General features: G+C 73.1%; 23 protein-coding genes and 2 pseudogenes. 3 read left to right on the top strand and 22 right to left on the bottom strand.

Annotation, left to right across the window (positions count from 1 at the left end):
- Positions 1-50: 50 nt before the first annotated feature.
- The 22 genes and pseudogenes from ACGFH9_RS12640 to ACGFH9_RS12535 form a co-directional block, all read right to left on the bottom strand.
- On the bottom strand, positions 51-1,409 hold the full coding sequence (locus tag ACGFH9_RS12640; RefSeq protein ID WP_393217911.1) for a hypothetical protein: 1,359 nt from the start codon (positions 1,407-1,409) through the stop codon (positions 51-53).
- A complete protein-coding gene (locus ACGFH9_RS12635; RefSeq protein ID WP_393217908.1) occupies positions 1,406-2,374 on the bottom strand; it encodes an alpha-ketoacid dehydrogenase subunit beta in 969 nt (322 codons plus the stop codon). Before ACGFH9_RS12635 ends, ACGFH9_RS12640 begins: the two co-directional genes overlap by 4 nt.
- Position 2,375: 1 nt before the next feature.
- The gene (locus ACGFH9_RS12630; protein WP_393217905.1) at positions 2,376-3,347 is read right to left on the bottom strand and encodes a thiamine pyrophosphate-dependent dehydrogenase E1 component subunit alpha; all 972 of its coding nucleotides are present in this window, start codon (positions 3,345-3,347) and stop codon (positions 2,376-2,378) included.
- Positions 3,344-4,135 carry a DUF3050 domain-containing protein gene (locus ACGFH9_RS12625; protein ID WP_393217902.1) on the bottom strand — a complete coding sequence of 264 codons (792 nt, stop codon included), beginning with the start codon at positions 4,133-4,135 and terminating at the stop codon, positions 3,344-3,346. The genes ACGFH9_RS12630 and ACGFH9_RS12625 overlap by 4 nt, the downstream gene beginning before the upstream one ends.
- A 2-nt stretch (positions 4,136-4,137) precedes the next feature.
- Positions 4,138-4,314 (bottom strand): annotated as a pseudogene (locus tag ACGFH9_RS12620) (phytanoyl-CoA dioxygenase family protein); the annotation flags it as partial.
- A pseudogene (locus ACGFH9_RS12615) lies at positions 4,302-4,449 on the bottom strand (4-hydroxyphenylpyruvate dioxygenase); the annotation flags it as partial. The pseudogenes ACGFH9_RS12620 and ACGFH9_RS12615, both read right to left, overlap by 13 nt.
- A 73-nt stretch (positions 4,450-4,522) precedes the next feature.
- Positions 4,523-5,761 (bottom strand): beta-ketoacyl-[acyl-carrier-protein] synthase family protein, encoded by a 1,239-nt coding sequence (locus tag ACGFH9_RS12610; protein WP_393217899.1) that lies wholly within the window; start codon positions 5,759-5,761, stop codon positions 4,523-4,525.
- Between the two features lie 22 nt (positions 5,762-5,783).
- Positions 5,784-7,400 carry a class I adenylate-forming enzyme family protein gene (locus tag ACGFH9_RS12605; protein ID WP_393217896.1) on the bottom strand — a complete coding sequence of 539 codons (1,617 nt, stop codon included), beginning with the start codon at positions 7,398-7,400 and terminating at the stop codon, positions 5,784-5,786.
- Positions 7,397-7,891 carry a beta-ketoacyl synthase chain length factor gene (locus tag ACGFH9_RS12600; RefSeq protein ID WP_393217893.1) on the bottom strand — a complete coding sequence of 165 codons (495 nt, stop codon included), beginning with the start codon at positions 7,889-7,891 and terminating at the stop codon, positions 7,397-7,399. Before ACGFH9_RS12600 ends, ACGFH9_RS12605 begins: the two co-directional genes overlap by 4 nt.
- Positions 7,892-7,992: 101 nt before the next feature.
- A complete protein-coding gene (locus ACGFH9_RS12595) occupies positions 7,993-9,090 on the bottom strand; it encodes a beta-ketoacyl-[acyl-carrier-protein] synthase family protein (protein WP_393217891.1) in 1,098 nt (365 codons plus the stop codon).
- Positions 9,083-9,328 carry an acyl carrier protein gene (locus ACGFH9_RS12590; RefSeq protein WP_393217888.1) on the bottom strand — a complete coding sequence of 82 codons (246 nt, stop codon included), beginning with the start codon at positions 9,326-9,328 and terminating at the stop codon, positions 9,083-9,085. The genes ACGFH9_RS12595 and ACGFH9_RS12590 overlap by 8 nt, the downstream gene beginning before the upstream one ends.
- A complete protein-coding gene (locus tag ACGFH9_RS12585) occupies positions 9,328-9,594 on the bottom strand; it encodes an acyl carrier protein (RefSeq protein WP_393217965.1) in 267 nt (88 codons plus the stop codon). Before ACGFH9_RS12585 ends, ACGFH9_RS12590 begins: the two co-directional genes overlap by 1 nt.
- 200 nt (positions 9,595-9,794) lie before the next feature.
- Positions 9,795-11,189, bottom strand: coding sequence for a class I adenylate-forming enzyme family protein (locus ACGFH9_RS12580; protein WP_393217885.1), 1,395 nt, complete (start codon positions 11,187-11,189; stop codon positions 9,795-9,797).
- A 278-nt stretch (positions 11,190-11,467) separates the two neighbouring features.
- Entirely contained in the window at positions 11,468-11,830 is a 363-nt protein-coding gene (locus ACGFH9_RS12575) for an antibiotic biosynthesis monooxygenase family protein (protein ID WP_393217883.1), read from the bottom strand.
- On the bottom strand, positions 11,827-13,077 hold the full coding sequence (locus ACGFH9_RS12570; protein WP_393217880.1) for a beta-ketoacyl synthase N-terminal-like domain-containing protein: 1,251 nt from the start codon (positions 13,075-13,077) through the stop codon (positions 11,827-11,829). The genes ACGFH9_RS12575 and ACGFH9_RS12570 overlap by 4 nt, the downstream gene beginning before the upstream one ends.
- Complete coding sequence (locus tag ACGFH9_RS12565; RefSeq protein ID WP_393217878.1) at positions 13,074-14,342, bottom strand: beta-ketoacyl-[acyl-carrier-protein] synthase family protein; 1,269 nt, start codon at positions 14,340-14,342, stop codon at positions 13,074-13,076. Before ACGFH9_RS12565 ends, ACGFH9_RS12570 begins: the two co-directional genes overlap by 4 nt.
- Before the next feature lie 115 nt (positions 14,343-14,457).
- On the bottom strand, positions 14,458-14,862 hold the full coding sequence (locus ACGFH9_RS12560) for a cupin domain-containing protein (RefSeq protein ID WP_393217875.1): 405 nt from the start codon (positions 14,860-14,862) through the stop codon (positions 14,458-14,460).
- Positions 14,855-15,610 carry an SRPBCC family protein gene (locus ACGFH9_RS12555; protein WP_393217873.1) on the bottom strand — a complete coding sequence of 252 codons (756 nt, stop codon included), beginning with the start codon at positions 15,608-15,610 and terminating at the stop codon, positions 14,855-14,857. Before ACGFH9_RS12555 ends, ACGFH9_RS12560 begins: the two co-directional genes overlap by 8 nt.
- The gene (locus tag ACGFH9_RS12550; protein WP_393217871.1) at positions 15,607-17,037 is read right to left on the bottom strand and encodes an acetyl/propionyl/methylcrotonyl-CoA carboxylase subunit alpha; all 1,431 of its coding nucleotides are present in this window, start codon (positions 17,035-17,037) and stop codon (positions 15,607-15,609) included. The genes ACGFH9_RS12555 and ACGFH9_RS12550 overlap by 4 nt, the downstream gene beginning before the upstream one ends.
- A gap of 16 nt (positions 17,038-17,053) precedes the next feature.
- Entirely contained in the window at positions 17,054-17,638 is a 585-nt protein-coding gene (gene accB, locus ACGFH9_RS12545) for an acetyl-CoA carboxylase biotin carboxyl carrier protein (protein WP_393217868.1), read from the bottom strand.
- A complete protein-coding gene (locus ACGFH9_RS12540) occupies positions 17,635-19,374 on the bottom strand; it encodes an acetyl-CoA carboxylase carboxyltransferase subunit alpha (protein ID WP_393217866.1) in 1,740 nt (579 codons plus the stop codon). The genes accB and ACGFH9_RS12540 overlap by 4 nt, the downstream gene beginning before the upstream one ends.
- Complete coding sequence (locus tag ACGFH9_RS12535) at positions 19,371-19,709, bottom strand: TcmI family type II polyketide cyclase (RefSeq protein ID WP_355238996.1); 339 nt, start codon at positions 19,707-19,709, stop codon at positions 19,371-19,373. Before ACGFH9_RS12535 ends, ACGFH9_RS12540 begins: the two co-directional genes overlap by 4 nt.
- 445 nt (positions 19,710-20,154) lie before the next feature.
- On the opposite strand from ACGFH9_RS12535, the gene ACGFH9_RS12530 reads away from it, so the two are divergent.
- The 3 genes from ACGFH9_RS12530 (at position 20,155) to ACGFH9_RS12520 (ending at position 22,756) form a co-directional block, all read left to right on the top strand.
- Entirely contained in the window at positions 20,155-20,964 is an 810-nt protein-coding gene (locus ACGFH9_RS12530; RefSeq protein ID WP_393217863.1) for a BTAD domain-containing putative transcriptional regulator, read from the top strand.
- Between the two features lie 93 nt (positions 20,965-21,057).
- A complete protein-coding gene (locus ACGFH9_RS12525) occupies positions 21,058-21,405 on the top strand; it encodes a TcmI family type II polyketide cyclase (protein WP_393217861.1) in 348 nt (115 codons plus the stop codon).
- A gap of 1 nt (position 21,406) precedes the next feature.
- Positions 21,407-22,756, top strand: a complete 1,350-nt coding sequence (locus tag ACGFH9_RS12520; protein ID WP_393217858.1) for an FAD-dependent oxidoreductase — start codon at positions 21,407-21,409, stop codon at positions 22,754-22,756.
- The last annotated feature ends 270 nt before the right edge of the window (positions 22,757-23,026 follow it).

The following is a 23,026-nucleotide window of genomic DNA, read 5'->3' as shown; positions in this document are numbered from 1 at the left end:
TCGGGACAATAACTTCATGATCAACGGGGCCGGGCGGCGCTCGGACCGGGTCAGTCGTGCAGGAGGATTCCGGTCAGGAGGACTCCGTGGGCCAGGTTGAGGATTCCGTCGCCGCCGGGGTAGCCGACCCGCGCCAGGCCGCCGGAGGCCCTACGGCCGAACAGGTACGGCGCCAGGGAGTACGGGACGTCGGCCGTGACCGTCTCACCGGTCTCGATCTGCACGAAGTCCATCGGCACCAGGTCGGCCGGCAGGTACTGCTGCAGGATCGCCCCGCCCCTGTCGACGGCCGCGCGGAGGCCCTCGGCCCAGTCCTGCGGGCTCAGGTCGGGGCCGATGAGCACCCCGTGCCCGGCCGAGCCGTCCGCCGGCTTCGCCACCAACTCGGCCTGCTCGGCGATCGCCCGGTCCAGCAGCGCGACGGTCAACGGCACCGTGTGCGGGACGTGCCGGCGGATCAGCGTCTGGTCGTCGGCGGGCAGGATGTCGACGTCCTCCCACAGCCAGGCGAAGGTGGTCTTGTTGCCGAGCAGCCAGGCCGCCGCCGACACGTACATCGGTAGCGTGCCGGCGGCCAGCGCGCCGGCCACCGCGTCCAGGCCGGCGGTCGGAGTGACCCGGTTGGGCACGAACAGCCGGAACAGCGCGTCGACCGGCGCGCCGTCCACGACCAGCCGGTCGTCGGCATCCAGGGTGGCGGTGGACAGGGGCGCGATGACCAGGTCGATGCCGAAGTCCCGGGCCCGTACGGCGAGCGGGCTGAGGATCCGGATGAACGTCTCCGGGTCGTCCAGGCCCGGGTAGTCGGCGTCGAAGTCCATCAACAGCGCCAGCCGGGCGCCCTCGGGCAGCCCCAGCTCGTCGCGGATCGCCACGAACCGCTGGTCCAGCAGCGACGGCGCGGCGCGCAACGGCAGGCCGCCGAGGATGCCGTGCTCGGTGTAGAGCTGTGCGAACCGCTGGATGACGGTGTCGGCGTCGAACCCTCCCCCGAGGCTGCTGTCGATGTTGTACTCGACGAACTTCGGCACACCCTCGGTGAAGATCACATCCGGCCGGTACGCGGCCAGCAACGCCTCGGTCAGCGGCTCCGACTCGTCCAGCAGGCGGGTCTCCCCCGCCGGAACGCCGAGCAGCCGACGCAGCTCGCCGGCAGTGTCCGCCCGACGGCGGCAGGCGTCCAGGATGAGCTGGGCGAGCCGGTCGCAGACGTCGTTCAGCTCCCGCCAGGTGTCGGCGGCGAGCACCGGGGGTCGGGCCAGTCGCCACTGCTTGTTGTAGGTGGCCCGGCCGTGGAAGACGCGTTCCCAGGCGGCGGCGCCGGTCGCCACCATGGCCCGGCGGGCCGGCTCCGGCAGGTCCGTCCAGGCGCCGTCGGCCGAGGGCCACGGATAGTTCGGATCGATCATGAGCCGTCCTTCATGGTCAGGTGGATGGCGGTGGCGAGCTGCTCCCGGCCGGGCTGCACGGCCCGGTCCAGGGCGGGGGCGAACGGCAGCACCGCGCCGTCGGGTCGGGTCACCCGGCGCGGCGGGCTGAGCAGCCGGACCCGTTCCACCACCGAGGCGATGATCTCGGCGGCGATGCCGCAGGATCGGTTGGCGTCGTCGACGACGACGAGACGGCCGGTACGCGCCACCGACTCGGTGAGGCCGTCGATGTCGAACGGGTACAGAGTGCGCGGATCGAAAACCTCCACCGACACGTCGTCGGCCAGCTCCTCGGCCACGGCGAGCGCGTCGTGCACCAGGTGCCCGACCGCGACCACTGTGACGTCGTCGCCGCGCCGGTGGACGCGACCCCGACCGAGCGGCACCGGTTCCAGCTCGGCGACGTCGTCGCGGACGTCCATCGCGCCGGCCGGCGCGAACACGACCACCGGGTCGTCGTGCCGGATCGCGGTGACCAGCAGGCCGTACGCGTCGGCCGGGGTGGACGGTACGACGGTGACCACGCCGACGTGGGCGAAGAGGCTGTACGGGTGGTCGGAGTGCTGCCCGGCCCAGCCGGTCCGCGACCCGGAGCCCGGCACCAGGTAGGTGACCGGCACCGCGCACTGGCCGCCGGTCATCAACGGGAACTTGTGCGCGTGGTTGACGATCTGCTCGAAGACCAGGAACAGCAGCGACGGGATCTGGAACTCGATCACCGGCCGGAGCCCGGCCAGCGCCGCCCCGGTCGCGAAGCTGGTGAACGCCTGCTCGGACAGCGGGGTGTCGCGGACCCGGTCGACGCCGAAGCGCTTGGCCAGCCCGGTGGTCACCAGCGAGGCGCCGACCTGGACGTCCTCGCCGAGCAGGAACACCGACTCGTCGCGGGCCAACTCGTCGGCGAGCGCCCGGGTCAACGCCCGGCGGTACGAGAGTCGGGGCACCTCAACCACCTCCGGTGCGGGCGGTCAGGCCGCTGGCGTACAGGTACGCGAGGGCGTCGGCCGGATCGGGTTCTTCGCTGGCCAGGGCGAACCGCACGGCCTCGTCGAGGGTCGCCTCGACCTCGGCGTCCACGGCTGCCCGCTCCGCGTCGGTGAGCCGTGCGCCCTGGATGTCCACCGGGTCCCGGGATCGACCCCGGGACACCTCGTCGGGCGGGCGGTAGTCGAGGCGTACCGCATGTTCGAACGTGTGGTGGACGTCGAAGCGGTAGGTACGGGCCTCGATGAGCTCGGGGCCGCCGCCCGCGCGCATGCGGTCGACGGCGGCGGCCGCGGCGACGCGTACCGTCTCCGGGTCCTGGCCGTCGACCTCGACCGCCGGGATGCCGAACGCGGCGGCGCGGCCGGCGATGCTGCCGGCCACCGCGCCGCCGACCGGCATGGTGGTGGCGTAGCCGTTGTTCTCGCAGACGAACAGCACCGGCACCCGCCACAGCGCGGCCAGGTTGAAGGCCTCCAGCAGCATGCCCTCGTTGACCGCGCCGTCACCGAAGAAGCTGACGCCGACGGTGTCCCGGCCCTGCCGCCGCCGGGCCCACACCGCGCCCGTGACGATCGCCCCGGACGCGCCGACGATCGCGTTGGCGCCGAGCACGCCGATGCTCAGGTCGGCGGCGTGCATCGAGCCGCCCCGGCCGGCGTTGAGCCCGGTGACCCGGCCGCACAGCTCGGCGAGCATCCGCGCCGGGTCCGCGCCGCGGGCCAGCACGTGCCCGTGGCCGCGGTGGGTGCCGGCGAGCACGTCGTCGGCACCCAGGGCGGCGCAGACGCCGGCGGCGATCCCCTCCTGACCGAGGTACGGGTGGATGCCGCCGACGATCTGCCCGCCGTGGACCAGCTCCACCGCCCGTTCCTCGAACCGGCGGATCAGCCGGACCGTGCGGTAGAGCCGGACCGGGTCGGCGTCGGTCACGCCGGGCCCTTGACGGCGGCGAGGATGTCGTCCCAGAGCCGGGCGCGGGCGGCGAGGGCGGTGTTGACCGTGTCGGCGCACTCCTGCCACTTGGCGTCGTCGTCGCCGCACAGGTCGGCGAGCATCTGCATGGCCATCGGCGTGTGCTGCTCGCCGTCGACCTCGATGTGCCGTTCCAGGTAGTCGACGAACGTGTGCAGCCGGTTGCTGCGCTCGTTGACCGCGACGACCTGCGTGAACATGTCGGGGATCAGGTCCTCGCGGCCGAACGCGAACGCCGCCGCCTGGCAGTGCACCGGGGTCGACTCGATGATGTGCCAGGTGGTCGCGGCGAACCGCGCGGACGCGGCCGGCGCCCCGGCCTCGACCAGCGCGTCGGTCACCGGCCGGCCGGCGCGCAGCAGGTCCACGAGGGCGTTCACGGCGGTGGTGTCCGCGCCGGCGTCGGCCATGCCCCGCACGTACAGCTCGAAGTGGCTGATGTAGCCCTCGCCCAGCTCGTCGCTCTCCTCGACCATGACGATGTCGTTGATGAGCCGGCGGCTGCCGGTCGGGCCGGTCGGGATCCACGGCACGGTGACGCAGGTCAACTGCCGCTGCAACGACTTCAGCAGCGACATGAAGTCCCAGACCGCGAAGACGTGGTGCTCCATGAAGGTGACCAGCGCCTCGTGGGTGTCCAGGTTGGCGTACAGGGGGTGCTTGACCACGGCGTCGCGCCGCTCGGTCACCGCCTGTTCCAGTCGCTCGATGCCCGGGTGCGTCCTACCCCAGTCGTACCGTGACATTGTCAACCTCCCTGTTGGGCGCGGTCGCGCCAGATGACCGGGCAGTAGTCGGGGTCCGCGTAGTCCGGCCGCCCCTCGTGGGTGCGGCGGACCAGCACGTCGTGGTTGTACGCGGCGAGCGTCCCGTCCGAGAGCGGATACTCCCGCCAGGCGTTGTCGCCGTCCTGTAGGTGCAGCGAGCCCTGCCCGGCCAGCCCGGTCTCCGGGCCCCCCTGCCCGCAGAGCTGGAAACCGACGGCCGTACTGAACCAGAACGCCGCCTGTCGGGCGTCGCCTACGTAGAGTTCGATGTGGTCGATACCACGGATGTCCATGTTCTTGAGTGCCCTTCCCGATGCTTCGTCCGTGTTGCCGTCCGGACGCCCCCCGTCCGGGATGCCGCGTCGCTCACCTCCTCGGCTCGGCGACCCGCGCGAGCACCAGGCTCACGTTCTGGCCGCCGAACCCGAACGAGTTGGTCAGCGCGTACTCCGGGTCGGCCCGACGGGGCGCCCCCCGGATGTGGTCCCCGGGGCACGCCGGGTCCAGGTCGTCGAGGTGGTACGTCGGTGGCAGCAACCCCCGACCGAGCGCCAGCGCGGTCACCGCCGTCTCCAGCACACCGGACGCGCCGAGCAGGTGGCCGGTGAGCGCCTTGGTGGAGCTGACCGGCACACCACCGTCACCGAAGACGTCCGCGAGGGCCGTGGTCTCCGCGATGTCGCCGAGCTTCGTGCCGGTGCCGTGGGCGTTGACGTAGCCGACCGCCGCCGCGGGCACTCCGGAGCTGCGCAGCGCGCCCCGGATGCACGCCGCCGCGCCCGCGCCGTCGGGGCGCGGGGCGGTCGGGTGGTACGCGTCGGTGGTCGCGCCGTAGCCGGCCACCTCGGCGTACCCGCTGGCACCGCGCGCAGCCGCGTGCTCGGGGTGTTCCAGCACCAGCAGCGCCGCACCCTCGGCCAGCACGAACCCACTGCGGGACGTGTCGAACGGCCGGCTCGCCCGGGTCGGGTCGGCCCCGGCGCGGGCCAGCGCCCGCGCGTTGCCGAACGTGTCGGTGAAGGTCGGGAAGAGCGGCGCCTCGCTGGCTCCGCAGACCACCACGTCGGCCTCCCCGCAGCGGATGAGCCGGACCGCGTCGGCGACCGCCTGGGCGCCGGAGGCGCAGGCCGTGCCGACCGACGAGCTGTAGCCCTGGATGCCGTACCTGATGGCGATCCGGGCCGCCGGCATGTTCGGCAGGATGCCGGTGAGCAGGTACGGGCTGACCGCCGACCGACCCCGGGCGGCCCGGGCCAGCACCTGCGACTCCAGGGTCGCCATCCCGCCGACACCGCCCACGATCACACCGATCCGGGACGGGTCGACGTCGCGGCCCACCTCGATGCCGGCGTCGGCGAGCGCGTCGGCGGCGGTGAGCAGCGCCAGGACCACGGTCCGGTCCAGCACCCGGCTCTCCGGCCCGGGCAGGACGCTGCGCGGGTCGATGTCGGGCAGCAGACCGGCCACGTCCAGCGAGCCCGACGCCGGATGACCCTCGGGTGGGCGGGTCAGCCCGGACCGGCCGGTCGTCAACGCCTCGAAGGTCTCCTCGACACCCCGTCCGACCGGGCTGAACAGGCCCATCCCGGTGATCAGCGCGCTCACGCCGGCACTCCGAACCGTCCGCTCACGACGCGGCCTCGGTGCGGTAGCGCTCGCGCAGGGCCACCTTGCGGACCTTGCCCGTCACGGTGACCGGAATGTCGTCGGACCGTACCGGCACGACCCGGCGCAGCGTGGCGCCGACGTCCGCGCCGAGGGCGGCGCGCACCCGGTCGGTGCGGTCCTCGGCCTCGTCGGCGCCGGCGGCCAACTCCAGCAGCACGTCGGTCACCACCCCGTCCGCCGCGCCGACGATCACCACGGTGCAGTCGGTGACATCCGGGCAGGCGGCGAGGACCCGCTCCTCCGACAGGGCGGTGAAGAACCGCCGGCCGTTCCCGGCATCGACCGAGTCGACCGCCCGGTCCAGGTGGTAGTAGCGGCCCTCGGCGTCGGCGCGGACCAGGTCCCCGGTGAGGTACCAGCCGCGCTGGCGGAACCGGTAGGTGGTGGCCGAGTCGTTCCAGTAGCCACGGAACAGCGACGGCGAGTCGATGCCCAGGAAACCCACCTCGCCGACCGGCACCGGCTCGCCGTCGGCGTCGAGCACGGCGACCTTGGTGAACTGGTACGGCCGGCCGATGCAGCGCCCGTACCGGTCGGTGTCGGCCCGGTGGGTGATGTGGAACATGGAGTGGCCCATCTCGCTGGAGCCCAGCCCGTCGATGAAGAGGGAGCCGGGCACCCGCGCCACCCCGTCGCGCGTGACGGTGTCGTGCCAACCGACCGCGACGAGCCGGCGGATGTGCGGCTCGTGTGAGCAGTCGCCGGTGTTGAACCACAGCCGCACCGAGTCCAGGTCGTACCCGGACAGGTCGAAGCGGGCCAGCTCGGCCCAGGTGACCGAGAAACCGAACACCCCGTCGGGACGCCAGCGTTGGATCGCGTCGAGGACGCGCTCGCCGCCCTGCTCGGAGAGCAGGAACATCTCCGCGCGGTTGCCCAGCGCCTGGTTGACCATCAGCACGGTCGCGGTGTGCGGTGCCGGCAACGCGTTGAGGATCCGGGTGGTGCCCTGCGCCTGCGGCATGCTCAGCAGGTGCCGGGTGGCGGCGAAGAGGCTGGCGTGGGAGTGCAGCACCGCCTTGGGCACCCCGGTCGTCCCCGAGGTGTGGGTGATCACGATCGGGTCGTCCGGGTGGTGCCGGTAGTGCGGCGGGGCCGCCGCCGGATCACCGGTGCCGGCCTGCGCGGGCGTACCCAGCAGCGGTACGCCCAGTTCGTGCCCGGCCAGCAGGGCGGTGTGCGCGTCGTCCGCGAGCACACCGACGCCGCGCAGCCGACGGATGTACTCGGCGGCGATCTCCGGCCGCAGCTTGCCGTTCATCAGCGCCGGGATCGCCCCGAGCCGGGCCAGCGCCAGGAAGCTGAGCACCATGTCGGCGGCGGCGGTGGCCCAGACGGCCACCGGGTCGCGGGGGCGTACCCCCTGCTCGTGCAGCCACGCGGCGCGGGCGGTGACCCGCTCGTCGAGCTGACCCAGCGTGAGTGGTGCCTGCGCCGGATGCCCGTCGACGGCGGTGTCGAAGGTCAGCGCCGGTCCGTCCGGGTCGGCGCCGTGCACCAGCACGCGGGCCAGCATGTTGCCCGCGCCCAGTTCGGTGTCGGCGGCCAACCGGCCGCGCAGTCCCGGTGTCCTCATGGTCGTGCTCCTCCCCCCAGCAGCACCGCGACCGCCTCGGTGGACAGGTCGGGCGTCTGTTCGATCAGGATCAGCAACACCTCGTCGGCGTCGCCGTCGTCGTGCAGCAGGGCCGCCTCGGCGGTGCCCTCGGCGTGCGGGTCGCCGGTCGGGCTGAGGCAGACCACCGGGCCGCGCAGTCCCCAGCGGGCCGCGATGTGGCCGGCGACGCTGTTGGGCACGGACTGGTAGAAGAACAGCGGCCCGACCCGGCCGCCGGCCTCGACCGTCGCGCGTACGTGTTCGGCGCTGGCCCGGTCACCAGACGCGCTGACCAGCACGATCGCCATGCGCACCTCCGGAGGCACCGGCGAGGTCCCGTACCGCCGCCGCAGACACCGCTCGGCGACCGCCACCACAGTGGGCGCGAACGCCGAGTGCACGAACCCCGGCACCACCGGCACGACCCCGTCCCCCAACTCGGGCCACCCCGCCCGCGCAAGCTCCCGCACCCCGCCCGCCCCCCGCGATCTTGCGTTTCCTGTCGTCGATTCGCGTTGTTCGTCAGATTCGTCGCCACCGAAAGTGCAGGATCGCGGGGTGGTGGGAGTGGTCATGGCACGCCGATCAGGAGCGCCGTGTTGGCGCCGCCGAAGGCCGCGTTGAGGGTCAGGGCGTGGGTCACCGTCGCGCGGCGGTACGCGGTGGTGACGACGTTGAGGGGGCAGGCCTCGTCCGGGCCCTGCCAGCCGGCGTTGACCGGCAGCTCACCGGTTCGCAGCGCCATCGACGTGACCACCAGCTCGAGCAGCCCGGACGCCTCCAACGTGTGCCCGTGCAACGCCTTCGTGGAGCTGACCGGCACCTCGCTGGCGTACCCGTCGAGGGCCCGCAGCAGCGCCGCGGCCTCGGCGGCGTCGCTCTGCGCGGTGCCGGTGGCGTTGGCGTTGACGTACCCGACCGCCTGCGGCGGCAGCCCGGCCCGGCGCAGCGCGACGCTCGCCGCGCGGGCCAGTCCGACGCCGGTGGGGTCCGGCTGGCACGGGTGGTACGCGTCCCCGGCGCGACCCCAACCCGCGACTGTCGCCACCGGCTCCGCGCCCCGCCGGGCCTCGGCGCGGGACTCGATGACCACGGCGGCCACGCCGTCGCCGAGCAGCAGGCCACGGCGGCCGGTGCTGAACGGCCGCACCGCCCCGTCGTCGGCGAGGGCCCGACCCGCGTCGAAGAGCGCGAACTGGTCCGGCTCGACGAGGTAGCCGGCGGCCACCACCACCCGCGGAAGGTCGCCCCGGCTGATCAGGGTGGCGGCGTCGGCCACCGCCGTACTCGCCGACACGCAGGCGCTGGTGTAGACCCGGGTGCGACCGGACAGTCCACACCGGGCGACGAGCCGACCGGCCAGCGCGGACGGGACCGGCTCCACGCCGGGGGCCGGGCCGCCGTGCACGGCGAGCAGCAGCGCGCACTCCGACCGTCGGGTGCGGTCCAGGCCGGCCGCCCGACAGGCCGCGTCGATCGCGTCGGCGAGCTCGTCCGGGAGGGTGCCCACCTCGGGCAGGGTGGCGGCCACGGTCACCCGGCGGGCGCTCGTGTCGAAGCGACGGATCGGACCGAAGGCCGGCGCGGAGGCGAGCTGCGCCTCGGCGCCCCGCCCCAGGGCGCTGACCGCGTACACACCGGTGAGCTGGACGACGGGCGGCTCAGCCATCTGCGGGAGCGGCCAACGACGCCCGCAGGACCGCCAGGGCGTCGTCGACGGTACGGATGCGGGCCAGGTCGTCGTCGGTGAGGTCGAGCTGACGCTCGTAACGCTGCTCGACGAGGTGCACGAGCCAGGCGAGTTCCATCGAGCCGACCCGGTCGGGAACCTGGTCGGCGGGTTTCGCGGTGAGTTCGGCGAGCATGGTCAGCAGGTCAGCTCGCCCCAGATCGGGCTGACCGGACATCAGGCGTCGTCGCGCTTCGCCTCGGCGACGCGGTCGGCGACCATCGTGGTGAACTCGCCGACGGTCATCAGGGCCAGCTTCTCCGACTCGTCGTCGGCGAACCTCAGACCGAACCGGTCCTCGACGCGGACAGCGAGGTCGGACAGGGCCAGCGATTCCAGGTCGACGCCGGACGGGCCGAGCGTGGTGTCGTCGTCGAGCCCCTCGACGTCGTAGTTCATGTCGACGAGCTGCTCGACGACGAAGGCGCGGACCTCGGCTCTCATGGATACCCTATCTGCGTGTGCCAGGTGACGGTGTCCGATCGGGACACCGCGTCGGTCTGGGTCGGTGGGGACACCGGCGGTCGGCCGGGTCCCGCCGTACGGATGCCGCGCGCGGGTGCGACGCTGCTCGCTGTGGTGGTGGGCGGCGACGCCCTGGCGCTCGCGGTAGGTGTCCACGTCGAGGTGGCGCAGCGGGCCGGTCACGACGTCACCGCCGAGCGCAGCGCGTCGGTCGAGCGGACCAGCTTGCCGGTGGTGGTGCGCGGCAACGCGTCGAGCAGGCGCAGCACCCGGGGTCGCTTGTAGCCGGCCAGCCGCTCGGCGAGGAGCTTGTCCAGCATCTCCTCCGACAGAGGGCCGTCCGGCTGGACGTACGCGGTGATGCCCTCGTCCCACACCACCACGGCGGCGGCCACGCCCGGCAGCTCGGCGACGGTCGCCTCCACCTCGCTGAGGTCGACCTTCAATCCGCCCACGGAGACCTGCGAGTCGAGCCGACCGCGCACGGTGACCAGGCCGGTGTCGGCGTCGACGGTGCCGGCGTCACGGGTGTGCAGCCAGCCGTCGGCCCAACGGGTCGGGTCGCTCAACCCGACGTACGGCGACGCCGGGCAGGACACCCATAGCTCGCCGCCGGACTCGCGGACCTCGATGCCGGGCGCCGGAGCGATCGACGGGCGGTGGGCACCGTGCAGGTCGGTGCCGATCACCCCGACCTCGGTCATCCCGTACATGTTGCCCAGCGGTACCCCGTACCGGTCGGTGAACGCCTGGGCCACCGCGGCGGGCACCAGCTCGCCGCCGGTGGTCATCCGTTGGAACTGCGGCAGCGGGCTGGACGGCCGGGTGGAGGCGAGCAGACCGATGTGGAACGGCACGCCCAGCACCGTGGCCGGCGTGGCCTCGGCGGCGATCGCGGCCAGTACGGCGTCGCCGCTGAGCCGCTGCGGCGGCACCAGCTCCACGCCGGCGTGCAGCCCGTAGAGCAGGCCGCCGACCAGGCCGAGCACGTGCACCATGGACGGCAGCAGGATGATCCGTTCACCGGGCAGCGCCACACCGTCGACGCGGGTGTAGCGGCGTACCTCGGCGACCAGGTCGGCCGCGGTCCGGCCGATCACCTTCGACGGGCCGGTCGAGCCGGAGCTGAGCTGGATCACGGCGTGACCGCTGACCGCTGGACTGTCCGCGTACCGGGTGACGCTCTCGGTGACGTCGACGAACACCTTCAACGCGCCGCCGCCGGTGCGCAGCGGGGCGACCACCACCTGTGGGGTGAGCCGGGTCAGCGCCCGGTCCACCTCGTGGTCGGTCAGCCGGTGGTCGAGCAGGATGGCCTGCCCGCCGGCTCGCCACGTGGCGAGCAGGTTGACGACGTACGCCAGCGACGGCGGCAACCGCAGCGCGGCAGCGCCGCCGGGACGCAGTCCGGCCGCGGTCAGCCGATCCTGCGCGGCGGTCACCAACCGGTGCAGGGTGGCCCGGTCGATCGGTTCCGGTAGGCGGAGACAAACATCGGTCGGACGGCCGGCGAACAGGACGTCGTCCACCCAGCCGGGGTCATCTACCGTAAGGTTTTCGGCGACATGAGTCATTGCCCCCACCATTCGACGCGCAGCGCAAAGTAGGGCATAGGAGCCAATTCTTGGCGTCTTTCGAGGTGCTGCCGGAACCCTACGACAGCCGCGCGCGGCATCGCTAGATGCAAATGGCTAGATCAAAATGAGCGCCCGGACCGATTGCCACATACCGACGCCGACCACTCGTTCACGCCCGCCGCCCGTGCTGGTCCACTGTCCGTGATCGACTCCATTTCGCCGATGTGGGGGTATCCGGACGTCCGGATACCCCCACATCGGCGAGCTGGTGTGGATCAAACGGCCGCGCTTCCTCCGGCGGCCGTGAGGGGTGCCTCGTCCGGGGCCCGTTCCGGGGTCTGGGCGTGGATGGTGAAGCGCAGCGAACGGGCGTCGGTGAAGCACTCCCTCATCGGACGGACCAGGTCACGGTGCTCCTCCGTGCGCTCCCACGCCTCGAAGTCGGAGAGGTTCGCCCACTCGCTGGTGATCAGCCACTGCTCCGGGTCGGTCGACGAGCGGCACACCTGGTCCACCAGGTGCCCCGGCACCCCGTCGGCGACGAGGTGCCGGATCTCCTCGTACGCGGCGAGGAACTGCTCGGTGCGCGGTTCCGGCACCCGGACCAGGAAGACCACTCGGGCCCGCTGCTCGCTCACGGCATCTCTCCCCTCGTCGGCGCGGCCCCCCGCAGGACCAGCGCGCTGTTGAACCCGTCGAAACCCCGCGCGCAGACCAGCGCGAGGCGACTGCGCGGCCGGCGGTGCTCGCGCAGGAAGTCCAGCTCGCACCCGTCGGCGACCTCGTCGGGGCTGGCCGAGGCGGGCAGCGTGTCGTGCGCGAACGCCAGCAGCGCGGTGGCCACGTCCAGCGCCGAGCCGCCCTGGTGCGCCCGGCCGGTCAACGGTTTCTGCGTGGTCACCGGGGGCGGCCCGTCGGCGAAGACGGCGCGCAGCGCCGCCGCCTCGCTGCGGTCGTAGCGGGGTACGCCGAGGGCGTCGGGCAGCACCACGTCGATTGCGGTCGCCGCGACGCCGGCCCGGTCCAGGGCCAGCCGCATCGCCCGCGCGTACTGGATGGGGTCGCCGGCGCCGTCGGCGGTGGTGTGCGCGGCGTCGTGGGTGGCACCCCAGCCGCTCACCTCCCCGTAGATCCGGGCGCCCCGGGCCAGCGCGTGCCCCAGCTCCTCCACCACGAACACCGCGCCGCCCTCGGCCGGCAGGTAGCCGCTGGCCGCCGCGTCGAACGGCCGGTACGCCCACTCCGGGTCGGCGACGTCGCTGAGCAGTCCGGACCGTAGCTGGCAGGCCAGGGCGTACGGACTCAGTGGACACTCGGTCGCCCCGGCGATCACCACCGGCGTACCGCGGCGCACCGCGCGGGCGGCGTGCGCGAGGCTGTCCAGCCCTCCGGCCGTCTCCGCGACCAGCACCCCGCTCGGCCCCTTGAACTGGTGGTGGATGGAGAGCTGCCCGACACTGGCCGCGTAGAACCAGGCGATCGACTGGTACGCGCCGACGGTGCGCGACTGCCCACCCCAGAGCCGTTGCAGTTCCCGCTGCCCGAACAGGTTGCCCCCGGACGAGCTGGCCAGGGCCACCGCGTACCCGTACGGGTCGGGTGCCTTCTCGGGCAGCCCCGCGTCGGCCAGCGCGAGGCGGGTGGCGGCGAAGCCGAGGTGCGTCCACCTGTCGGTCTGTACGAGCTGCCGACTCTCGGCGTACGACTCCGCCGCGAAGTCGGGCACCTCGCCGCCGAAGCGGGTGGGGTAGCCGGCCGGGTCGAAGAGCGTGATCGGTCCGGTGCGCCGGGTGCCGGCCAGCACGGTACGCCAGTGCGCGTCCACCCCGACGCCGCTGGGCGCGACCACACCGATGCCGGTGACGACCGCCCGGGCGGTGCTCACGCCGCCGCCGGGAGCCGGCGGAACACCATCGCCGACTGGAAGCCGCCGAACCCGCTGCCCACCGACAGTGCCACGTTCACCGGCACCTCCCGCGACTCGTTGGGTACGTAGTCCAGGTCGCACTCCGGGTCGCGGGTGCGCCAGTTGGCCGTCGGCGGCACCACACCGAACTCGATCGCGAGGGCGCAGGCGGCCATCTCGATCGACCCGATGGCCCCGAGTGAGTGCCCGACCATCGACTTGATGGAGCTGATCGGCACCCGGTACGCGGCCTGGCCCAGCGCCCGCTTGAAGGCGGCCGTCTCGTGCCGGTCGTTCTGCCGTGTGCCCGAACCGTGCGCGCTGATGTAGGAGACCTGTTCGGGGATGATCCGGCCCTGCCGCAACGCGTCGGTGACGGCGAGGCCCATCTCCAGCCCGTCGGGGCGCAGCCCGGTCATGTGGTAGCCGTTGCTGCGGCTGGCGTAGCCGGCGACCTCGCAGTAGACGTGAGCGCCGCGCCGTCGGGCGTGCTCGGCCTCCTCGAGCACCAGCACTGCCGCGCCCTCGGCCAGCACGAACCCGTGCCGGTCGGCGTCGAACGGGCGGGACGCGTGCGCCGGGTCGTCGTTGTCGGGGCTGGTCGCCTTGATCGCGTCGAACGAGGCGACGGTGACCGGCGAGATCGGCGAGTCGGCCGCGCCGGCCAGCACGATGTCCGCCTCACCGTCCACGATCATCTGGTGGCCGTAGCCGATGGCGTCGATGCCCGACGTGCAGCCGGTGGAGACCACCTGCGCCGGGCCGTGCAGCCCGTGCCGGCAGGCCACGTCCGCGGCGAGGCTGCTGGGCACCAGCGCCTGGTAGAGGTACGGGCCGCCGAGCGCCGCGTCGACCAGCCACCGCCGACCGTGCTCGCTGACCCGCACGTACTCCTGCTCCAGGGCCATCGTGCCGCCCACGGCGGTGCCGAGCACCACCCCGGCGCGGTCCCGCTCGGCGTCGTCGAGCACCAGGCCGGCGTCGGCGATGGCCTCGGTGGAGCAGGCCAGCGCGAACTGCACGTACCGGTCGGCGCGCCGCCGTTCGGTGTCGGTGAGCCCGGCGGCGACCGGGTCGAAGTCGCACTCGGCGGCGATCTGCGAGCGGAACGGCGACGGGTCGAAGAAGCTGATCCGCCGCGTCGCCGTACGCCCCTCGGTGATGGTCTTCCAGAACCGGTCCCGGCTGGCGCCGCCGGGAGCAACCACACCCACGCCGGTGACCACGGTCCGACGGGCGGTCATCGCGCCACCTCTGTTCGCGACTGCGGGGCTCGCAAAACCGGCTCACTCCTCGCGCTCACTGAGCCACCTGAGGTTCGCGACTGCGGGGCTCGCAAAACCGGCTCACTCCTCGCGCTCACGATCCACCCCGCTGTTCGACGAGTTCGGTGTCGACGTGCCCCAGCTCCGGGCGCGGGGCGAGCGGACCCAGGTGGAAGACCACCTCGGCCGACTCCGAGCCGGTGTTGCGCAGCCGGTGCCGCACGTTGACCGGCACGAACAGCGCCTCGCCGGCGGCCACCTGGGTGGGCTGGTCGTCCAGGTCCACGGTGATCGCGCCGCGTGCCACGTACAGGAACTCCTCGCTGTAGGGGTGGTAGTGCTCGGCGATCCGCTCCCCCGGCGTGAGCGTCGCCACCCCGAGGAAACCGGAGGTGCTGCCGACGGTGCGGGGGCCGAGCAGCACCCGCAGCTCGCCGCCGCGTCGCCGGTCGGCCGGTACGTCCGATGCCACGATCAACCGGATGCCCAGATCACTCATCGCCGGCCTCCGTCCCCGCGAGACCGGCGACCGGACCGACCTGTTCGGCGCGTTCGCGGGCGATCCGCTCCACCCGGTCCTTGATGACCGCGAGTTGGATGACGCTGTTGGTGTTGATCCGTTCGGTCATGGCGGCGTTGTCGACGGGCGCGGTCGGCTTCATGGCGAGGTCCTGCGTCCAGGTCATCCGGGTGCCACCGGCCTCCTCGGTGTAGCGCCAGTGGATCCGCATGTACTCGAACGGCCCGGTCTCCACCCGGTGCGCCCGCACCTGACGGCTGACCGGGTCGGCGGTGCGTTCACTGACCCAGCTCCAGGCCACCCCGTTCTCGTCGGGGTACATGGTGAGGCGGAACCGCACGGTGTGCCCGTCGCGGTGCAGGATCTCCACCACGGCGTACTCGGTGAACAGCTCGGTCCAGTTCGCCACGTCGTTGGTGACGTCCCAGACCACGGCGAGCGGCGCGTCGATGACCACGGAGTTCTCGGTGTGCCCGGGTGGGTCGGTGCGGCGGGCGACGAGGTCGGCCACCGCCGGGATGCTCAACTGCCCGGCCTGTTCCGGGATGCTCACCTGCCACCGGTCGGCGACGACCGCGGAGAGTTCCAGCAGGGCGAGCGAGTCCATGCCCAGCTCCTCCAGGGACGCCGCGGGCGTACGGGCCGCGGCGTCGGCGTCCAGGCCGCAGTGCGCCACCAGGATGTCGGTGATCTCGGCGGTCATCGGGCGACCATGGGTGACGGTCATCGTGTCCTCCTGTGGGTTACGTCGGGTTCCGCGGCGGGCGCGGCGCGAGGTGTGGGGGTGGTCGCCGGCTGCGGTGCGGGCGCGGCGAGCAGACGGTCGACGAGGCCGGTGGTGTAGCGGCCCTTGCGGAACCCGGCGTCGTCGAGCACCCGCCGGACGAACGGAATGGTGGTGTGCACGCCCGGGCCGGCGATGTCGAACTCCTCGAGGGCACGTTCCAGCCGGTTGAGCGCCAACTCCCGGTCGGGCGCCCAGACCACGACCTTGGCCAGCAGCGAGTCGTACCAGGGGCCGACCAGGTAGCCGGCGCGGGCGTGGGTGTCCACCCGGGTGAACGGTCCGCCCGGCGGGGTGAACCGCTCCAACCGTCCGGGTGTCGGGGCGAAGCCGCGCTCCGGGTCCTCGGTGTTGACGCGGCACTCCACCGCGACGCCGTGCAGCCGGATCTCCTCCTGCCGCCACCGCAGCGGCACGCCGGCCGCGATGTGCAGTTGCTCGTGGACCAGGTCGATCCCGGTGACCATCTCGGTGACGGGATGCTCCACCTGGATCCGACAGTTGATCTCCAGGAAGTGGAACTGTTCCTCGGCGTCGACCAGGAACTCCAACGTGCCGGCGCCGACGAAACCGACCTCCAGAGCGCCCCGGAGCGCGGTCTCGGCGATGGTGTCGAGGGTCGCGGCGGACAGCGCCGGAGCGGGTGCCTCCTCGACGAGCTTCTGGTGCCGGCGCTGCACCGAGCAGTCGCGGGTACCCAGGTGCACGCCGTTGCCGTGGGCGTCACAGAGCACCTGCACCTCGACGTGCCGGGCCTCGGTGAGGTAGCGCTCGACGTACACCCGGTCGTCGCCGAATGCGGCCTGCGCGGCGGCCCGGGTCCGCGCGTACGCCCGGGCCAGCTCGGACGGGCGGCGCACGACTGTCATCCCCCGGCCGCCGCCACCGGCGGCGGCCTTCACGATCACCGGGTAGCCGACGGCGTCGGCGACCTCGGCCGCCGCGGCGGCGGTCGGCACCGGCGCGACGCTGCCCGCCGGCAGCGGCAGCCCGGCACGGCTCATCAGGGCCCGGGCCGAGGACTTGTCGGCGAGCGCCGCCATCACCGCCGGCGGCGGGCCGATGAACGTCAGGCCGTTGTCCGCGCAGATCTCGGCGAAGTCGGCGTCCTCGGAGAGGAACCCGTACCCGGGGTGCACGGCCTGCGCGCCCACCTGGCGGGCCGCCTCCACGATCGCGGCGACGTTGAGGTAGCTGCGCCGGCTGGACGCCGGCCCGATCCGGACGGCCTGGTCGGCGAGGCGGACCGCCGCGGAGTCCGCGTCGGCGGCGGAGTAGACCACCGCCGTGCGGATGCCGAGTTCCCGGCAGGCCCGCAGCACCCGCAGGGCGATCTCGCCCCGGTTGGCGATCAGCACGGTCTCGAACACGTGGTCACCCCCGCCGTCATGCCGGATCCAGCTCGACCAGCGGCTGGTCGTACTCCACCGGCTGACCGTCCTCGACGAGAATCGCGACGACCCGACCGGCCCGGTCGGCGCTCACCTCGTTCATCAGCTTCATGGCCTCGACGATCGCGACCGGCTGGCCGGGGCGGACCAGGTCGCCGACCGCGACGAACGGCCGCGCGCCAGGTTCCGGCGCGCGGTAGAAGGTGCCGACGATCGGCGCCCGGACCGCGGCGCGTCCGGGCACCGGGGGCCGGATCAGCGCGGCCGGCGGGCCGGGCACGGCCACGGTCGGCAGCGGCGTGGTTACGGCCTGCGGCAGGACCGGGGGTACGTCCGATCCGGTGGCCGCCTCGCCCGGGTGCCACTCGACCTCGAGCACCGTCGTCCCGCTGCGCAGCCGGATCCGGCGTACCGGTCCGGCCACCTCGGCGAGCAGGTGGCGCGCCTGTCGACGCAGTCCCGCCAGCACCTCCTCGTGGTCCGTGTCGGTCTCCTGCGGTCCGTCCGCCGGGAGGCGCCCGCCGACGTCCGCCCGGCCGTTCGGGCCGTCGGCGGTGGACACGGTGGCGCCGGCCGTCATCGGGCACCCACCTGGGCGCCGGCGCGGGTGGCGCCGAACCGGCGGAAGCGCTGCCGCCGTAGGCGGACCAGCATGGCGGGCGGCACGTCCAGCAGCGGTAGCAGGTTGGCCAGCAGCGCGGCGCGCAGCCGCCGGGCGGTCTCGGCCGGGTCGTCGTGGGCGGCCGTGGCCGGCTCGGGGACTATCTCGTCGACGACGCCGAGGCGGCACAGGTCGGGTGCGGTCAGCCGCAGCGCGCGGGCCGCCTGCGGCGCGGCGGAGCGGTCCGGCCAGAGGATGGCGGCGCAGCCCTCCGGACTGATCACCGAGTAGACGGCGTGTTGGAGCATCAGCACCCGGTCGGCGACGCCGAGGGCCAGCGCGCCACCGCTGCCGCCCTCACCGGTGATCACCGTGACGACGGGGGTCGGCAGCACGGTGAGGGTGAGGATGTTCTCCGCGATGGCCGCGGCCTGGCCCTGCTCCTCGGCGTTGATCCCCGGGTCGGCGCCGGGTGTGTCGACGAGGGTGATCACCGGCAGGCCCAGTCGGGCGGCGAGACGCATCAGCCGTAGCGCCTTGCGGTGCCCGGCCGGGCTGGCCATGCCGAAGTTGCGGGCGACCAGGTCGGCGGTGGTGTGGCCCTTCTGGTGACCGATCACCATCACGTGCCGGCTCGCCAACCGCGCGAGACCGCCGACGACCGCGGGACAGTCCCCGCCGAGCCGGTCGCCGTGCAGCTCGACGAACCCGTCGAAGACGGAGTCCAGATAGTCCAGGGTGGTGGGTCGGCCCGGGTGGCGGGCCGTCCGCACGGTCTCCCACGCGTCGTGCGTCGTCGGCTGCGGGCCGTCGCCGGCCGACGGTCGCTGTCCGTCCGATGGGATCGCCTCGGCCAGGCGTTCGTGGTGCCGCGCCGGCTCCTGCCGGGGTACGGGTGTGCGCGTCGGACGGCCGGCGCGGGCCGCGGCGAGCAGGGCCGCCAGGCAACCTCGCAACGACCGGCGCTGCACCACCATGTCCACCTGACCGTGGCGCAGCAGGAAGTCGGCGGTCTGGAACCCCTCGGGCAACGCCCGGCCGGTGACCTGGCGGATGACCCGTGGCCCGGCGAACCCCATCCGCGCGCCGCTCTCGGCGAGCACCAGGTCGGTGTTGGTGGCGAACGACGCCGCCACCCCGCCGTAGGTCGGGTCGGTGAGCACGCTGACGGTGAGCAGACCGGCCTCGCGCAGCGCGGCGATGGCCTGGCTGACCGTGGCCATCTGCATCAGCGACAGGGCGCCCTCCTGCATCCGCGCCCCGCCGGACGCGGTGACCAGGACGAGCGGCACCCGGTCGTCGAGCGCCCGCTCGGCGGTCCGGGTGATCAGCTCGCCCACCGCCACGCCGAGGCTGCCGCCGAGGAACCGGAAGTCCATCACCGCCAGGGCGGCCGGGTGCCCGCCGATGGTGGCGGTGCCACAGAGGACCGCCTCGGGCAGGCCGGTGGCGGCGCGCGCCGCGGTGAGCCGGTGCGGGTACGGCAGCACGTCGACGAACTCCAGCGGGTCCGCCTCGGGCACCCGGTCGGGCAGCAGGCGCAGCGAGCCCGGGTCCGCGAGCAGCCGCAGCCGCTCCGGCGCGCCGAGGCGGGAGTGTTCGCCGCACTCCGGGCAGACGTCCAGGTTGCGTCGCAGCCGTTTGCGGTAGAGCAGGGTCGCGCAGCCGGCGCACCGGGACCAGAGCTGTTCCGCCTGCCCTGCGGTGGCGGTCACGAGCGTCCCCCGGCGTCCGGCGCGTCGAACCGGTAGAAGCAGTGCGCCATCGCGTCGCGCGGGGAGCTCCAGGTCGACAGGTACGGCGAGACGTACGGCCGCAGCCGGTCGCTGACCCGGACGAACTCGGGGTGTTCCCGGGCGGCCTCCACCGCCGGCTGCGCCGGATGCTCGGTCTCCAGCAGGTGCACGTAGAGGTCGTGCAGTCGGTACAGCGCGCGGTGCCGGACACCGACCAGGCGCGGCAGCTCGGTCGCGTCCGACTCGGCGAAGATCTCGGCGACCCGTTCCTCGGCGGTCGGTACCACCTTCGCGACGATCAGCGATCGGTCCATGGCTGGGCCTCCCCCCACGGCGTCCAGGTCGGCTCGATGAGCCTGCGGACGCGCTGGACGACTGCCGCCACGATGCGGCAGTCGTCGTCACGACGGCGTCACGGCGACGGACCGGACAACGACGCCCAACGGTGACGCTGCGTTGACGCAACCTGTGTATGAGCTATGCGTCCCTTGTGTGCAACGCGCCCCGACGAATCTATGTTTTAGCAGTTCAGAACCGATTTCATGGTTACCTATGAGCGACAGCAAGCTACTGTCGGCGTTGACGCACCGTGACTGTTATTGATAATCTTCACGGTGGTCAGCCCGGCGGCTCCGCGGGTGGTGCCATGCCTGGACAGCCGTGGTCGGATTCCATCGACGGAGTCGACGGTGGCGACGCGGGCAGTCGATCCGGGACACAGCAGACAGTCGGGACGAGCGTTCCGCAGGGGGTGCCGCCGTGGCCGCTGATCCGTCCGTGCCGACCGCCGGAGGTCCCAGCGAGGGCGACCTCACGCTGCACCTGCTCGGCGGTTTCCGCCTCCTGCACGCCACCGCGCACATCGTGGTGCCGCGCGGGCTGCAACGGGTGATCGCGCTGATCGGGCTGCGCCCCGGCGCCACCCGCAGCCAGCTCGCCGGGCTGCTGTGGCCCGACGTGTCCGAGGAACGGGCGCTGTCCTCGCTGCGGACCGCGCTGTGGCGGCTGCGGCAGGACCCGTGCTGCCCGATGACCGTGGCCGGCGACACGGTCCGGCTCGCCCCGGCCGTACGCCTCGACGTGGACGACCTCGTCGGGACGGCCGAGCGGGTCCGCAACGGCGACGACCCGCGGACCACCGCCGGCGCGCTCGCCGCCGGCCGGCACGACCTGCTGCCCGGCTGGTACGACGACTGGGTGTTGCTGGACCGGGAGCGGCTGCGGCAACTGCGCCTGCACATGCTGGAGCAGGTGTCCGCCCAGCACCTCGCCGCGGGCCGACACGGCGAGGCGTTGGAGGCCGCGTTGGAGGCGATGGCCGCCGAGCCGCTGCGCGAGACGCCGCACCGGCTGGTGGTACGCATCCACCTCGCCGAGGGCAACGCCTTCGAGGCCGTACACGCCTTCTACGTCTACCGGGACCTGCTGCGCCGGGAGCTGCGCCTCGAACCCAGCCCGGCGATGAGCGCGCTGCTCGACGACACGCTCGCCCCGATCCGGGCGGCCAGCCGCCCCGCGACCGGGCGGGACACCGCCGCGCGGCCGTCACCGGCCGGGCGGCCGACGTGACGGTGACGTGACACGTCCTACGGCACGGTGACCGCATCGAGCACGTGACCACCGGCCCCCGGGTCGGGATCGGCCACCGGCGAAAGGGGTCCCATGAGTCGTCTACTGATCGTCAGCCGGATCATCCCGGGCGCGGAGGGGCGGGTCGCCCAGATCTTCGCCGAGTCCGACGCCACCGAACTGCCCGGTCTCACCGGCGTCACGCACCGGTCCCTGTACTGCCTGCACGACGTGTTCGTGCATCTCATCGAGACCTCGGACGTGAACCCGGGCACCCTCGCAGCCGCCCGCAACCACCCGCTGTTCCAGCAGGTCAACGAACGGCTCGCCGCGCACACCTCGCCGTACCTGTCGACCTGGCGCTCCCCGAAGGACGCCATCGCCGACTGCTTCTACCGCTGGGACGCGGTCGACGCGGCGGCACCCCACCCGGCGGGCTGACATGTCCACCGAGGGACCGCACGTCCTGATCATCGGCGCCGGCACGGGCGGTCTGTGCCTGGCACACGGGCTGCGTCGTGCCGGGATCAGCGTGGCCGTCTACGAGCGCCACCGGCACAGCGGCGAGGGGCTGCTCGGATACCGCGTGGGCATCGGTCCCACCGGCAGCCGGGCGCTGCGTGACTGCCTGCCGCCACAGCTGTTCGCCACGTTCCTGGCCACCTGCGCCCGGCCGCCGAGCTACTTCAACGTCGTCACGCAACGGCTTCGGGAGACCGCATCGTTCGAGCTGCGTCCGGCGGTCGATCCCGTACGCACCGAACACTCGGTGGCCCGGACGGTGCTGCGCCAGGTGCTGCTCACCGGCCTGGCCGACGTGGTGCACTTCGACAAGACCTTCGTCCGGTACGAGCAGCGTGACGACGGCACGGTCACCGCGTACTTCGCCGACGGAAGCAGCGCCACCGGTGATTTGCTGGTGGCGGCGGACGGCACGCACTCGGCGGTACGCCACCAGTACCTCCCGCACGCGGTCACCCGCGACGCCGGCACCATCAACATCGCCACCCGCATCCCGTTGACCCCGCAGACCCGCGACCTCGTGCCCGAGCGGGTCGGCAAGGGCATCTCGCTCATCTTCGGCGCCGGCGGCACCATGGGCGTGCTGCACGTGATGGAGTTCAAGTGGAGCCCCGACGGGGCGATCAAGTCCGGCGTCAACGACGAGGACGCCGCCCTGCTCCGCGCCTGGTCCGGCCTGTCGGAGAACACCAGCGCCGACTACATCAACCTCATCATCTGGAGTACGGCCCGTCGGTTCCCGGTCGACGTGCTGCAACGCCGTGGCGAGGACCTGAAACGGGTCGCGCTGGACCTCACTCCCAACTGGCATCCACACCTGCGGGAACTGCTGCGGATCAGCGATCCGGGCAGCGTCCTGCCGATCAAGGTGAGCACGTCCGAACCGACGCCACCCTGGAAGAGCAGCACCGTCACACTGCTCGGGGACGCCATCCACACGATGACGCCGGGGCGCGGGGTGGGGGCCAACACCGCGCTGCGTGACGCCCGGCTGCTCTGCCGGCACCTGTCCAGCGCCGTCACCGGGGACAAGACGCTCGTGCAGGCTGTGGCGGACTACGAGGCCGCGATGGTGCCCTACGGCTTCGCGCGGGTCGCCGAATCGCTGAACCGCAGCGGCACCAGCGGCGACGACCGGATGTACCGTCCGGTGGTCGGGCGACTCGCGCTGCTCGGCGCGCGTGGCTACTTCGGAGTGACCAGCCGGGTGCCCCCGCTGCGACGCCGTTTCGTCGACGACTTCCACACCTACGAGGGCGACCAGGACTGACCACGGCACCACCGACCCGGGTACGGCGTGCGAGCGCCGGCCCGGGTCGTCCGCTGTCCGTGCCCCGTGGTCGGTCGCGGCGCTGGTCGGGGCACGCGTGCGGCGCTGGTCGGGGCGCGGCGACGGCCCGGGCGGGTGGACGGTCCGGGGGCGACGCTGCGTCACCCGTCGCGCACCACGCGCGGTGACGGACGATGGCGCGCGCCGTACGGCCAGTCCTCTCTGTCGTCGTCCGAGCGCGTGTGCGAAGCTGCGGCGAGTTTTTCTCGT

Source organism: Micromonospora sp. NPDC049102 (genome assembly GCF_043197485.1).
GTDB lineage: Bacteria > Actinomycetota > Actinomycetes > Mycobacteriales > Micromonosporaceae > Micromonospora.
The sequence above is the reverse complement of the archived record's forward strand: the minus strand, read 5'-3'. Positions and strand labels throughout refer to the sequence as shown.